This is a genomic window from Ornithinimicrobium sufpigmenti (assembly GCF_004322775.1).
Taxonomy (GTDB): Bacteria; Actinomycetota; Actinomycetes; order Actinomycetales; family Dermatophilaceae; genus Ornithinicoccus; species Ornithinicoccus sufpigmenti.
In genome coordinates this window covers 3,275,924-3,289,709 of record NZ_CP036403.1, presented here as the reverse complement: position 1 = coordinate 3,289,709, position 13,786 = coordinate 3,275,924, and the positions used below count along the sequence as shown (strand labels likewise).

Sequence of the window (13,786 nt, the reverse complement as noted above, 5' to 3'; positions counted from 1 at the left end):
GGGCGACGTTACGCGCCGCTCCTGGGTGCCGCGGCCAGGAAGCATCCAGCCGACTCTCAGGGCGCTCGTCGCCTGCCGCGTCTTCCGGCCGCGGCTTGCTAACGTTCAGCGGGCCGGGACCAGCGTCGTCCGGCAGTCGACCGAGAGGATGCGCCTTGACCAGGTTTCTCGCCGTCCATGCCTCCACTGCGGACCCGAACATGCGCCAGGGGATCGAGCACTCGGTCGCTGACCCGTTCCTGTACCTCGAGTCCGTGCCCGTGCTCGAGTCCGCCGGCGCCCGCGCCGTGGTCGTCCGGGCCCTGGAGTCCCAGCGGATGGAGGCGGTGCCAGGCCTGCGGGTGCACACCATCGAGGCCCTCTCGGGCCGGCCAGGGGTGCGGCCGGGTGCGGGCAACGCCGAGCTGTATGCCGAGGCGCTGCGCGATCTCGGCGCGAGCGCGCTGGCGGTGCCACCGGACTTCCCGGTGGCACTCGCTGACGAGCTCCGCGCCCTGGGGGTGGGCCTGGAGGTGGCCGCCGACCTCTTCGTCGAGCGCCGCCGGCGCAAGTCCGACACCCAGGTCGAGGGGGCCAGACGGGCCGGGCGGGCCGCCATGGCCGGCGTGTCCCTGGTCTCCGACGCCCTCGCACGGGCCGACGTGCGCGAGGGCGGCCGGCTCTACCTGGAGGGTGAGCCGTTGACCTGTGAGCGGCTCAAGGTGGCCATCCGGCACGTCTGGCTCGACCTGGGCTGCGAGGGCTCGGAGATGATCGTCGCCCACGGTCCGCAGACCTGCATCGGTCACCACTCCGGCTCCGGGACCATCCGCACCGGTGAGCCCGTCACCGTCGACATCTGCCCGCGCGACCTGGCGACCGGGATCTACTCCGACGTCACCCGGACCTTCGTGCACGGCGAGGTGAACGATGAGCTGAGGACCTACTACGAGGTCGTCAAACAGTCCTACGACCTCGTCATCGAGCACGCCCGGCCGGGGATCACCGCCGCCGAGCTGCACCGCATCTCCGCGGAGCCGATCGCCCAGGCAGGCTTCCGCACCCAGCTGGACCGTCAGCCGGGCGAGGTGCTGCTCGAGGGCTACTTCCACTCCCTCGGTCACGGGATCGGGCTGGACATCCACGAGTTCCCGGCGCTGAACCAGAACGACACGGTGCTCCAGGCGGGCGAGATCCTGGCGGTAGAGCCCGGTTGCTACCGCCAGGGCTTCGGCGGGGTCCGCCTGGAGGACTGCATCGTGCTGACCGAGGACGGCAACGAGGTCCTCACCGAGCACCCCTTCGAGCTGACGCCGGTCGCGGCGACATGAGCGGCGACCTGAGCGGCGACCTGAGCGGCGACCTGACTCGGGCGCCGTCCGCCGCCGTCGTCGCCGAGGCTGCCCTGCCCGAGGCCACGGCGCTGTGGCGCCGGCTCATCGCGACCCCCAGCCCGTCCACCGACGCCGAGGCCTGCACCGCACTGGCGCACCAGCTCGTCGACCTCCTCCGCGCGGGACCGGCCCGGGAGGTCCGGCTCGCCGAGGTGGCGGGGCACGGGCCGGTGGTCTGCGCGACCTTCGAGGGGACCAGCCAGGACGGCCCGGAGTACGTCTTCTACCAGCACTACGACGTGGTGCAGACCGATCCCGCCGACTGGACGCACGAGCCGCACGCGGCGGTCGAGGCCGACGGGTACCTGTACGGACCGGGAGCCTGCGACGACAAGGCGGACGTCGCGGCGCGGATCGCCGTGCTGCACCAGGCGTGGGCCGCCTCCGCACTGACCTCCCCGCCGACCTGCACCATCCATCTCGTGCTGGACGGGGCGGAGGAGGTCGGCAGTCCCGGCCTCGGCACTGCCCTGGACCAGCTGCTGCCGGGCGCCCGTCCCGAGGGCGTCCTCTGGGAGAGCTACCTGCGCGAGACCGGCGGCGGCGCCGTCGTCGGACTGGGCAGCCGGGGGGCGCTGGAGCTCGAGCTCACCCGCGAGGAGGCCCGCAAGCCCATCCACCCCTCCTACGCCGCCATCGTCGAGGACCCGGTCGCCGACCTGCTGCGGGTCGTCGCGCCGCTGCTCGGGCCCTACCCGGCCGCACTGCTCGACCGCCTGCAGCAGCAGCCGGTCACGCCGGACCGGACGGCCCTGGCACAGTCCGGCATCCAGCTGCCCTGGGACGAGGTCGGCAAGAGCCGGGCCGGCCACACGCAGGCGCAGATCGACCAGCTGACGAGCGACTTCATCTACACGCCCCGGATCACCCTCGCCTCGATGCCCGAGACGGCCCAGGTCCGCACCTCGATCCCGTCCTCGGCCTCGCTGTCGCTGCGCGTCGGCATCGTCCCCGGCCTGGACGTCGACGAGGTCCAGGACGCCCTGACGACACTCATCCACGAGACGGACCCGCGGGTCCACGTCCGTCGGGTGCGGGCCATCCCCCCGGCCTACACGGACCCCGCGTCGTCGTTCGTGGACCACGTGCGCGAGGCGTGGGTGGCGGTGCGCAGCTCGTGCGTGCTCTACCCCCTGATGACCGGCGCCGGCCCGGGTCACGTCTTCACCGAACGGTACGGCTGCCCCGTCGCCTCGCCCTCCGGCACCCTGGAGCCGGGCGGCGGCATCCACGTGGCCGACGAACGGGGCTCGCTGGAGCTGTTCGCCGAGCACGTCCGGTTCACCGCCGAGCTGCTCGAGCGGCTGCACGGCGCGTCGCCCGCAGACCGCTGACCGGGCCGAACGACCCGTTGTAAGGTGACGCGATCCCGGACGGGAGTGCCGCCGGGGCCACAGCGAAGGAGCTGCCCATGACACCCACCCCCGGATATCGCCGCCCGACGATCGCCACCCTGGCCGCGGCCGCGCTTCTGCTGGCCGCGTGCAGCGGCCAGGACGAGGACCCGGACCCGGCATCGGACCCAGCACCGGAGGCTGGGCAGACCGGTTCCGACGCCGGCGACGAGCCCGGGCAGACGTCGGAGGAGGCAGCAGCCGCCTCGGGTGGCTCGTTCACCATCCACAACTGCGAGCCCCGGTCCCTCAACACCGGCGCCCAGGGTGAGGTCTGCGGCGGCCGGGTCATGGACCAGCTCTTCAGCGGCCTGACCACCGTGGACTACGACACCGGTGAGGTGGTCGGCATGGTGGCGACCGACTGGGAGACCGAGGACGCACAGACCTGGACCTTCACCCTGCGCGACGACTTCACCTTCCACAACGGCGACCCCGTCACGGCGCAGACCTTCGTCGACACCTGGAACTGGATCGTGAACCCGGAGAACGCCCAGGAGGCGGTCTCCTTCTTCGACAAGATCGAGGGCTACACCGAGGTCACCGAGGGCGGGGCCACCGAGCTGTCCGGGGTGAGCGCCCCCGACGACACCACCCTGGAGATCACCCTCACCGAGCCGTTCTCCCCACTGCCCTCCCTGCTCAGCTACACCGCCTTCTACCCGCTGCCGGAGGTGGCGTTCGAGGACATCAACGCCTTCCAGGAAGAGCCGATCGGCAACGGCCGGTACATGATGGACGGCGCCTGGGAGCACGACGTCCAGATCTCGATGGTCCGCTACGAGGACTGGCCGGGCGAGGAGCCCGGGGTCGCCGAGCGCATCCAGTGGCGCATCTACAGCGACCTCAACACCGCATACCTCGACGCGCAGGCCGGGGAGCTGGACATCCTGTCGGGGATCCCGCCGGAGCGGCTGCCGAGCGTCGACTCCGACTTCGCCGGCCAGGTCGTGGAGTCCGCGAGCAGCAGCTTCACCTACCTGGGTATGCCGATGCACGTCGAGGGGTATGACCACCCGGACGTGCGGCACGCCCTCTCCATGGCGATCGACCGTCCGGCGATCATCGAGACCGTCTTCAACGGGTCCCTGACCCAGGCCACGGGGGTCATCCCGCCGGTGCTGCCGGAGTACCGCGGTGACGCCTGCCAGTACTGCGAGTTCGACCCGGAGGCGGCGGCCGAGCTGTACGAGGCGGCCGGCGGCCCCTCCGAGCTGACGATCTGGTACAACTCCGGCGCGGGGCACGAGGAGTGGACCGAGGCGGTGGCGAACATGTGGCAGCAGCACCTGCCCATCGACAGCGTCACCTTCGAGTCGCTGGAGTTCGCCCAGTACCTCGACCTGCTGCTGGCCCGTGAGGTGGCCGGCCCGTTCCGGCTGGGCTGGGTGCTGAGCTACCCCAGCCCGCAGTACGCGATGGAGCCGATCTACACCACGGACGCACCGTCGAACAACATGGAGTACAGCAACCCCGAGTTCGACGAGCTGATCACGGCCGCCAACGCCGCGGCGGACGCCGACGAGGCGGCCTCCCTCTACCAGGAGGCGGAGGACGTGCTGCTGGAGGACATGCCGGTCATCCCGATGTGGTACGGCCTGACGCACACCGTGCACAGCCAGAACGTCGGCAACGTCATCGTCGACCCCCGCACCTACGTCAGGGTCGAGGCGGTCCAGGTCAACGGCTGACCTCGGGCTGGGCTCGGAGAGCCGGGAGGACCTCCGAGCCCAGCCGGTCGACCGCCTGCAGCAGGTCCGGACCGAGAGGCGGGCCGAAGGAGAGGTGCCGGGCACCTCGGGCGACCAGGCCCCGGCAGCGCTCGACGACGTCCTGGGTCGTGCCGGCGATCCCCAGCTGCAGCATCGTCTCGGTCACCATCGCGATCCCCTCCTCGCTGCGGCCCTCGTTCATCGCCTGCTGGATGGGGGCGAAGTCCGCCGGGGTCAGGCCGGCCTGCTGCAGCAGGACGGGGGAGAAAGACGCGCCGTAGTAGGCGATCTTCTCGGCCAGCGGCCGCGCCGCCCGCTCCGGGTCGTCATCGATCGAGACCCAGATACAGGCGGCGATGTCCAGCTCCTCCACCGGCCGACCGGCCCGCTCCGCACCCCTGGCGATCTGCGCCGCGGCAGCGGCGTAGTGCTCCGGGGGGTAGAGCAGCGGAAGCGCCCCGTCGGCCAGCTCGCCCGCCAGCGCCAGCATCCGGGGGCCCATGGCCCCGACGTAGACCGGGAAGGGCGCCGCCTCGAAACGCAGGTGGGCGGCCCGGTTCCAACCGGCAGGAACCTGCCCGTGCCGTGCGGCGGTCAGCTCCTCCAGCGCCCGCCGGGACCCGGCGAGAGGGCTGTCCTGGTGCAGGCCCACCCAGCCCAGGAACTCGGCGGCGCCGGCGCCCAGCCCCAGCAGGAAGCGGCCCTGCGTCAGCTCCTGCAGCGTCGCGGCCGCCATCGCGATCTCGGCCGTGTGCATGGAGTAGGGGTTGACCACGCCGATCCCCAGGTGGAGGCGGCTGGTGTGCGCGCTGAGCCGCCCGACCAGGGCGGGTGCGGAGCGGAGGAACAGGTCGTTGGAGACCCACAGCTGGTCGAACCCCGCGTCCTCGACCGCGCGCGCCAGCTCGATCAGCTCGGCGGCCGGCACGTCGTTGTTCACCCGGACGCTGAACCGCAGCGGGCTCATGACGTACCCCCGCAGTGCGCGTCCAGCTCGACCTCGACGAGGAACTGCGGACCGACGAGGCTGTGCACGTACAGGGTGGTGTTCGCCGGGGCGACATCCCCCAGGACCTCCGCGTGCGCGCGGCCAGCCGCTTCCCAGTCGCTGCCCGGGACGAGGTAGATCCGGCTGCGCACCACGTCGGACCGGGTGCCGCCGAGGGCGGTCACCGCCTCCACGCTGCGCCGCAGCGCCGCGAGGGTCTGGCCGTGCACGTCACCGACCGGTGACGCGGTGCCGTCCGGCCCGGTGGCGGTGGTGCCGCTGACGTGGATCCAGCTCCCCACCCGGACCGCCCGGGCGTACCCGGCCGACTCCTCCCAGCCGTGGCCGTCGCGGAACGTCTGCCGGGTGCCCAGCTCGTCCGCGAACCTGTCCGTGGCGCCGTCCATGAAGCTCCTTCGCATCGCTCGTGCCTGGGCCGTCGAGGCCAGCCCCACCCTAGTGGTGGGCCGACTACCCGGCGCCGAGGTCCCGTCGCCGGAAGCCCCATACCCCGAGCACCGCCAGGACGACCGCCACGGTCGAGGTGGCCAGCACCGGCGGCCAGTCCATCGGCTCGACGGGCAGCTGCGGCAGCGCCGACCAGGGCGTGAGCTCGGTGACCCACTCCGGCAGGCCCAGCACGGCTCCCAGCCAGACGACGACCAGGCTCCAGCCGACCGTCGCCCAGGCCAACCAGGACTGGCGGGGTGCCCAGCCGTGGAGGAAGACGGCCAGGCCCAGCACGAGGAGCCCTCCCGGCGCCAGGGCGAGGGCAGCGGCCGCCATCCTGACCGGCCAGCCCCAGTCGTCGTCGGCGACCGCCTGGTCGAGGGTGAGCACCGCGGCCGAGAGCACCAGCAGGACCACCGGCGCGAGCGCCGCCCACAACAGGTAGGACCCCAGCAGCCGGGTCCGGCTGACCGCCGTGGACAGCACCAGGTCGACCCGGCCGCGCTGCTCCTCCGCCTGCAGCCGCTGCAGGAGCTGCACCGCCAGCATCCCCATGAGGATGGCCACCAGGGAGACGAGCGCGACGTAGAACGCCTCGCTGAGCTGCTGCGTGCCGCCGCCGAGCCGCTCGACGACGGCCGCCAGCCGCGGGGTGCCGTCGAGGACGGCTCCGAAGCCGGCCGAGACCGACCCCATCGCCAGCGCGAACAGGACGATCCCGACCGTCCAGCCCAGCAGCCCGCCGCGCAGCAGCCGCCAGGACAGCCCGAGCGGGGAGCCGAGCGACGCTGGAGCGGTCGGGCGGCCCGGCCGGACCGGCCACAGACCCGCACCGTGGTCGCGCCGCGCCTCGAGCGCCAGAGCACCGCCCACCAGCACCAACGTCAGGGCGACGGGCAGCAGCAGGACCCACCAGCGCTCGCCGGCGTAGGGCCGGGACAGGGCCATCCACTGCACGGGGGAGGCCCAGCCCCACCGGTGGAGCGGATCCTGCGCAGAGGCTCCGTCGGCCACAGCCCGGACCGTGTATGCCGCCGCGACGGCCCACAGGGCCACCGCCCGCGCGCCCCGGGCGGAGGCGGTCACCTGGGCCGCTACCGCGGCCACCCCCGCGAAGGTGGCTGCGACGAGGCCCGTCCCGAGGCCCAGGACGACCGAGCCGGCCAGGGGTTCACCCACGGCCACCATGGCCACCGTGATGAGCAGGCCCAGCGCCAGGCAGGCTGCCACCGCGGCCAGCACACCAGCGACGAGCGGGGCGTGCCGGCCGACCACCGCCGAGCGCAGCAGCTCGGTGCGGCCGTCCTCCTCCTCGGCCCGGGTGGAGCGCACCACCCCCAGGGCGGCCATGACGGCCGCCAGGGCGACGACGAAGGTGCCCGACCGCCAGACCGTGAAGCCGCCCGCCGTCGTCAGGTCGGTCGGCGGCCCCATCAGGGCCCGCAGCGCCGGGTTGCCCTCCGTCGCGGCGATCAGCAGCGGCGCGCTGGCGGGGTCCACGACCGTCTCGTAGGCCGCGGCCGTGAGCGGCGGGAGCGCGGTGAGGCCCAGCACCCAGGAGGCGTAGAACCATCGGCTGCGGCGCAGCGACAGCCCGACCAGCGGGCGCACCCCGGCGAGGTAGCCCGGGCGGCGGTGGGCAGCGGTGCTCATGGGACCTCCCGCGAGACCTTCCTGTGGACTCGATCGTAGGCCGGGGCGGGGGCGTGGCACCATACCTTCATGCTCCTGGGGGAAGAACTGATCCTGCTGCTCCTCGACGACGAGAAGGGGACCTGGCTGGTCCGTCGCCAGGCGGTGCCCCGCGCGGTGCGCGTGGCGCTGCTCGTCGAGCTGCTCGCCCGGCGCACCGTGGCCCTCGACGACCACGGTGTGCTGGTCCCCGGCCTGTCCGGCACCACCGGCGGCGACCAGGTGCTGGACCGCGCCGCGCAGGACGTCCAGGGCAAGCAGGTGATCGCCGCCACCGACGCCCCCGACCGTGAGCTGCGGGCCCTGCTGCGCCGGCTGCGCGACCGCGGGGTGCTGCGTCGCGGGGTGGTCCGCCGCCGTCGGCACCTGGCCCGGGACCACCAGCCAGAGGCCGCGGTGCGCACCCGCGTCCTGCGGGCGCTGCAGGTCGAGCAGCGTCCTGACCGGCACACGGCGCTGCTGGTCGCCCTGGTCCACGAGCTCGACCTGCTCGGCCGCCTCTTTCCCGAGCAGGACCACCACGCGCTCACCGCCCGGGCCGCGGCGATCGCCGAGCAGCTGAGGGAGGACCAGCACTACTTCCCGACCACCCTGCAGCAGGACGCGTCCGCGCAGGCCCGCGCCGCGGGCGACCCGGGCTCGACGCTGGAGGGCATCGACTCGGCCTTCGAGGTGCTGGAGGCCGTGGGCGTGGTGCTCAAGCTGGCGACGCTGCCGCTGCGCGTGGTCGGCAGGATCCTGCAAGAGCTGCCCTGAGGGCTGCCCTGCGTCCAGGCGACGCGTCCGCGGCGCATACCGTGTGCTCATGCACTCCGGGATCGACCCTCACCTGATGAACACCGATGTCCGTCCGCAGGACGACCTCTTCGTGCACGTCAACGGCGCCTGGCTGGCCTCGGCCCAGATCCCGGCCGACCGGGCGCGGTACGGCTCCTTCGACCAGCTGCGCGAGAGCGCGGAGGAGGCGGTGCGCCAGCTCATCGAGCGTGCGGCCGAGCAGCAGCCGGCGCTGGACACGCCGACCGGCAAGGTCGGTGCCCTCTACGCCAGCTTCATGGACGAGGACCGCGTCGAGCAGCTCGGCGTCGGGCCTGCGGTGGAGCCGCTGACCACGGTCGCCGCGATCACCACCGGCTCCGACGTGGCCCGGGTGGCGGGTGCCCTGCAGCGCGAGGGTGTCGAGGGGATCGTCCACCTGTGGGTCACCGCCGACGCGGGCAACCCCGAGGAGTACATCGCCTACCTGCACCAGGGCGGCATCGGGCTGCCGGACGAGGCCTACTACACGGCCGCCGAGCACGCCGGCGTGCGCGAGGCCTACCGCGCCTACCTGAGCCGTCTGCTCGAGCTGGGCGCGCCGGCGCTGGCCGAGGCAGGGCTCGCCCTCGGCGACGGTGCCGTGGACCGGGTCTACGCCCTGGAGGAGCGGATAGCCGCCGCGCACCGGGACCGGGTCACCGCCCGCGACGCCGTGAAGTCCTACACCCGGTGGACCGCCGACGAGCTCGCCGAGCAGACCCCCGGCTGGGACTGGGCCGCGTTCCACGCCGGCCTCGGCGCCGGCGAGGACCACCTCGCGCACGTCGTCGCCCGGCAGCCCGAGGCGCTGACCGCGGTCGGGGCCGCGCTCGCCGAGGTGCCCGTCGCCGACTGGCAGGCCTACCTGGCCGTGCGCGTGCTCGACGGCCTGGCGCCCTACCTGTCCGCCGTCCTCGTCGAGGCGCACTTCGACTTCCACGGCCGCACGCTGTCCGGCACGCCGAGCAACAAGGAGCGCTGGAAGCGCGGTGTCGGCCTGGTCGAGGCGCTGCTCGGCGAGGCGGCGGGGGAGATGTACGTGGCCGCCCACTACCCGCCCGCGGCCCACGACAAGATGGCCCAGCTGGTGCAGAACGTCACCGAGGCGTTCCGGCAGCGGATCGGGGAGCTGGAGTGGATGGGGGAGGAGACCAAGGCCAAGGCGCTGGACAAGCTGGCCGCCTTCCGCCCCAAGATCGGTCACCCGCCCGTCTTCCGCGACTACACCGCATACCAGCTGGAGCCGACGGACCTGGTCGGCAACGTCCGCCGCGGCGCCGCCTTCGAGACCGACCGGCAGCTGGCCAAGATCGGCCGCCCGATCGACCGTGACGAGTGGCTGATGACCCCGCAGACGGTCAACGCCTACTACCACCCGATGCTCAACGAGATCGTCTTCCCGGCGGCGATCCTGCAGCCGCCGTTCTTCGACGTGGAGGCCGATGACGCGGCGAACTACGGCGGGATCGGCGCGGTCATCGCCCACGAGATCGGGCACGGCTTCGACGACCAGGGCAGCCGCTACGCCGGCGACGGGTCCCTCACCGACTGGTGGACGCAAGAGGACCGGGCCCGGTTCGACGAGCGCAGCCAGCAGCTGATCGCCCAGTTCTCCCGGCTGTCGCCCCGCGACATCCCCGAGGACGGGGTGACGGTGAACGGCGGCCTGACCGTCGGCGAGAACATCGGTGACCTGTGCGGGCTGGAGCTGGCCCACCTGGCGTACACCATCTCCCACGGCGGCACCGCCCCGCAGATCGACGGCTGGACCGGCGACCAGCGCTTCTTCCTGGGCTGGGGCTCGGTGTGGCGCACGATCGCCCGCGAGGAGGAGGCCCGCCGGCTGCTGTCCGTCGACCCCCACGCCCCCGCCGACCTGCGGGCGAACACGGTGCGCAACGTCGACGCCTTCCACGAGGCGTTCGGGACGACCGAGGGCGACGGGCTGTGGCTGGCGCCGGAGGAGCGGGTGCGGGTCTTCTAGCGTCGGCCGACCGCGCGCAGCACCCGGTCCCGGGAGGCCGCGGCGGTCTCCGACAGGGCGAGCCGCATCACGAGCGGCGCGAGCGTGCGGACGGCCTGCGTGGCGGGCAGTCGACGCAGCTGCCACGCACCGAGCCCGGCCCCGCGGTTGAGCGTGTCGGCCAGCGACGCCGCGTCGAGGATGCCGTCGACGGCCCCCCGGCCCAGGTTGGGCGTGGTGGCGTGCGCGGCGTCGCCGATCACGACATACCGGTCCCGGGCGTAGCGGGGCATGGGCGGCGTGAGCCAGAGCCGGGTGGCGAGGGTATGCGGTCCCGCTGCAGTGAGCCCTGTGGTGAGCTCTGCGGTGAGCTCCGTGGTGAGCTCTGCCGTGAGTTCTGTGGTGAGCGCTGCCGCGAGCGTCTCCCGCACCGCGGGTGCAGCGTCGGCGAAGCGCTCGCGGGCCTCGGTGAGGGCCTCGCGGACGTCGAGCGGCTCGGGGCCGAGGGTGCTGCGGTGGGTGGTGAACCAGTAGGTCCCGGCACCGAGCGGCGTGATGCCGGCGAGCCCTCCCGGACCCCAGTACTCCCCGACGGTGCCCGGGAGCGGTGGCTCGGGGTGGATGCCGCGCAGGGCCAGCCAGGGCGTCGCACGGCGTTCGGCCGCCGGGGGGTGGACGAGCGCACGGACCCGGCTGCGGACACCGTCCGCGCCCACCACGAGGTCGGCGTCCAGGGTCGTGGGGTCCGTAACGGCCCGGTGCACCCGTCGGACGCTGTCCGGGACCGCGTCCTCCAGCGCCGCCAGCAGCGTCGGTCGAGGGACGAGCGCCAGTGCCCCTGCGCGTCGAGAGAGATGATCGGGGAGGCGGCGAGGGACACCGACGAGGCGGTCCCCGGTCCGGAGGTCGAAGAGGGCCGCGGACGGGAGGGCGACCTCCGTGACCCCGTCACCCTCGTCCTGCCCGATCTGCACGCCGATCCGGTCGAGCGCCCGTACCGCCGACGGCCACAGGGCCAGGGCCGCGCCCGCGTCGGCCCGCTGCGGCTGCTCCTCGAAGAGGGTCACCTCGTGCCGTCGCAGGTCCAGCGCGGCGGCCAGGGTGAGCCCGGCGATCCCGCCACCGACGATCGCGACCCGGCTCACGGCTCTGCGGGACGGACCTGGGTGACCCGGTGGACCAGGAAGGTGCGGGTCGCGTCGCTCTCGCCGACGGCGGCACGGGCCCGTCCGGCCTCGACGTGCAGCGGCCGGATGAGGTGGGTGGACACGCCGCCGGTGTCGTCAGCGTAGCCGATCCACACCGCGGCCCCGGTCGTCGCGGCCTCGCGCAGGGTCGCGGTGATCACCACGGGGTCGGTCTGCGTGCCCTCCTCACCGATGCCGGACGCACGAGCCCCTTCGCCGCGGCGCATCAGCCCGACCACGTGCCGCGCGACCGTCTCGTCCACGGAGCTGACCTGGACCGGCGACGGCGGTCGGGCGGTGGTGCGCCGCCACGCGGGCGCGGCGACCTCGAGGCCGCCGTCGGCGCCCTCGACGACCGGGCCGTACTGCTCCTCGCGCAGCAGGTCCAGCACCGTCGGCGCCGGGACGGGGGAGACGAGCACCGTCGGCGCGATGCGCCGCCACTGCAGCATGCCCAGCGCCCGGTCCCGCTCGACCCGGTCCAGCAGGGCCGGGTCGTCGGAGCGCAGATAGGCGGCGCAGGCGCCGACCCGTGCCTGCCCGTGCCGCCGGGCGACGTCGCGCACCAGGTAGTCCAGCGGTTGCGGGACGCCCGTGCGGGAGGCCGCGGCCAGGTCCGCCAGCACCCGGTCGGCCGACCAGCCCAGGTCGAGGGCGCGGCGGACGCTGTTCTCGGTGAACCGGTGCACGCTGGCCCCGCCCCGGGACTCGACGTCGCTGACCAGGTGCATGAGGGTGCGCACCGGGCCGTCCAGGCGGCCCGGCGCGATCGCGGTCAGGTCGGCCTGGAGCAGGACGTGGTCGACCGCGGGCGGCACCAGGGGATCCATGAGCGCCGAGGGGTCCTCCTCGCCGGTCACCACGGCCCGGCCGGGCGCGGACAACGCACCGCGGCCGGTCACCCCGGCCCACTCGGCCTCGCGCAGGGTCACCGCCAGCGGGATGCCGTGCTCGGTGGCGCGGGACATCCGCAGCGGGTGCTGCCACCGCAGCAGGGTCTCCAGCCCGGCCTCGGTCGGCACCGAGCCGCCGGGCAGGGTGGCGAGGGCGGCCAGCGCGTCGTGCCGCCGCTGCCGCGCCAGGGGGTATGACGTCTGCGCGGACAGGACGTTGACCCGGCTGCCCTCGGCGTTGCCGACCAGGCTGGGGGCGGCTGACGTGGCCCACCAGGCGCGGGCCAGGGTCGCCCACCGGCGGCCAGGCTCGTCGGCCAGCCAGTCGTCGGCGGCGGTGGTGGGCACCCAGGCGGACTCCACGCCGGGGCGGTGAGCGCCGTCGTCGACGGCGACGAGGCCGGCGGCGTGGACCGTCTCCAGCAGCCAGGCCGCCTCGTCGGACTCGATCCCCAGGTGCGTCGAGACGCGGCCGTGGTCGCGCACGGCCAGCCCGCCGGAGCGCAGCACCCGGGGCGGGCGGGCACCCCACTCGTCGATGAGCTCGGTGACCAGGGTGATGAGCTCTGCCGCCCGGCCCCCGGCCGCGGCGTCGACCACGTCGTCGCCGAGGCTGGTCAGCTCGACCTGCGGGTGTTGCGTCGCCGGATCGCGGTGCAGCCGGCCGTCCCGCAGGGCGAGCGCGACCGGCCGTGGCAGCAGCACGTGCGTGTCGTCGAGGCGATGCAGGAGCCCGGCCTCGACCAGGGCGTGCGCGGCACGGGTCATGGGGGCCGAGCTGTCCGACGACACCGACCCGGTCGGCGGGCCCCAGGTCAGCGCCTCCAGGAGCTGCCGCTGGGTGGGCTCCAGCCCGGCCAGGATCTCCTCCCTGCCTGCCCGGGGGTCTCGCTGGGTGCTGTGCGGGGTGTCGCCCGCGGCGAGTACGTGGCCACCCCCGTCCGGCGCCAGCCCGGCGGGGTTCCCGACCACGTCGGCGACGGGACGGGCAGGGCGGATGCCCTCCGGGGCCGCCCAGACCAGGGCCAGCTCGCGCAGGCGGTCGACGAGCCGCCCGGCCACCTGCACCGGGGTGTCCAGCAGGGTGGCGATGCGGTCGACCGAGGCCGGCGCGGCCACGACGACCGCCTCCAGGGCGTGCAGGTGGGCCAGGTCCAGCCCGTCCAGGGCGCGCTGGATGCTGGTCCGGGTGGTGGCGCGGGCGGCCAGCGCCGAGAGGTCGGCCGGCGCGGGCCGCGCCAGGTCGGGACGGGCCCGCACGAGCGCCGCCAGCTGCTCGTCGGTCCGGCCGCGCAGGTCGTCCGCGAGCGATCTCACCTCCGGCACGGCCACCCCG

Annotated in this window: 10 protein-coding genes; 5 read left to right on the top strand and 5 right to left on the bottom strand. The window is 74.1% G+C overall.

What is annotated here, in order from left to right:
- Positions 1-155 precede the first annotated feature (155 nt).
- The 3 genes from ESZ52_RS15145 (at position 156) to ESZ52_RS15135 (ending at position 4,458) form a co-directional block, all read left to right on the top strand.
- Positions 156-1,310 (top strand): M24 family metallopeptidase, encoded by a 1,155-nt coding sequence (locus tag ESZ52_RS15145; RefSeq protein WP_131105664.1) that lies wholly within the window; start codon positions 156-158, stop codon positions 1,308-1,310.
- Positions 1,307-2,707, top strand: a complete 1,401-nt coding sequence (locus tag ESZ52_RS15140) for a M20 family metallopeptidase (protein ID WP_131105663.1) — start codon at positions 1,307-1,309, stop codon at positions 2,705-2,707. Before ESZ52_RS15145 ends, ESZ52_RS15140 begins: the two co-directional genes overlap by 4 nt.
- A 77-nt stretch (positions 2,708-2,784) precedes the next feature.
- A complete protein-coding gene (locus ESZ52_RS15135; protein ID WP_131105662.1) occupies positions 2,785-4,458 on the top strand; it encodes a peptide ABC transporter substrate-binding protein in 1,674 nt (557 codons plus the stop codon).
- Here the strand turns inward: ESZ52_RS15135 and ESZ52_RS15130 are convergent.
- From ESZ52_RS15130 to ESZ52_RS15120, 3 genes are all read right to left on the bottom strand, one after another.
- The gene (locus ESZ52_RS15130) at positions 4,448-5,446 is read right to left on the bottom strand and encodes an LLM class flavin-dependent oxidoreductase (protein WP_131105661.1); all 999 of its coding nucleotides are present in this window, start codon (positions 5,444-5,446) and stop codon (positions 4,448-4,450) included. The two genes, ESZ52_RS15135 and ESZ52_RS15130, sit on opposite strands and share 11 nt — an antisense overlap.
- Positions 5,443-5,874 (bottom strand): Rid family hydrolase, encoded by a 432-nt coding sequence (locus ESZ52_RS15125; RefSeq protein ID WP_131105660.1) that lies wholly within the window; start codon positions 5,872-5,874, stop codon positions 5,443-5,445. Before ESZ52_RS15125 ends, ESZ52_RS15130 begins: the two co-directional genes overlap by 4 nt.
- A 64-nt stretch (positions 5,875-5,938) precedes the next feature.
- Positions 5,939-7,570, bottom strand: a complete 1,632-nt coding sequence (locus tag ESZ52_RS15120; RefSeq protein ID WP_131105659.1) for an ABC transporter permease — start codon at positions 7,568-7,570, stop codon at positions 5,939-5,941.
- A gap of 69 nt (positions 7,571-7,639) precedes the next feature.
- Between ESZ52_RS15120 and ESZ52_RS15115 the strand changes: the two genes are divergently transcribed.
- Together ESZ52_RS15115 and ESZ52_RS15110 are read left to right on the top strand one after the other, a co-directional pair.
- Positions 7,640-8,365 (top strand): GPP34 family phosphoprotein, encoded by a 726-nt coding sequence (locus ESZ52_RS15115; RefSeq protein WP_131105658.1) that lies wholly within the window; start codon positions 7,640-7,642, stop codon positions 8,363-8,365.
- 49 nt (positions 8,366-8,414) lie between these two features.
- Complete coding sequence (locus tag ESZ52_RS15110) at positions 8,415-10,391, top strand: M13 family metallopeptidase (RefSeq protein WP_131105657.1); 1,977 nt, start codon at positions 8,415-8,417, stop codon at positions 10,389-10,391.
- Here the strand turns inward: ESZ52_RS15110 and ESZ52_RS15105 are convergent.
- A complete protein-coding gene (locus ESZ52_RS15105) occupies positions 10,388-11,515 on the bottom strand; it encodes an FAD-dependent oxidoreductase (protein ID WP_131105656.1) in 1,128 nt (375 codons plus the stop codon). The genes ESZ52_RS15110 and ESZ52_RS15105 overlap by 4 nt on opposite strands.
- Positions 11,512-13,767, bottom strand: coding sequence for a helicase-associated domain-containing protein (locus ESZ52_RS15100; RefSeq protein WP_131105655.1), 2,256 nt, complete (start codon positions 13,765-13,767; stop codon positions 11,512-11,514). Before ESZ52_RS15100 ends, ESZ52_RS15105 begins: the two co-directional genes overlap by 4 nt.
- Positions 13,768-13,786: the final 19 nt, after the last annotated feature.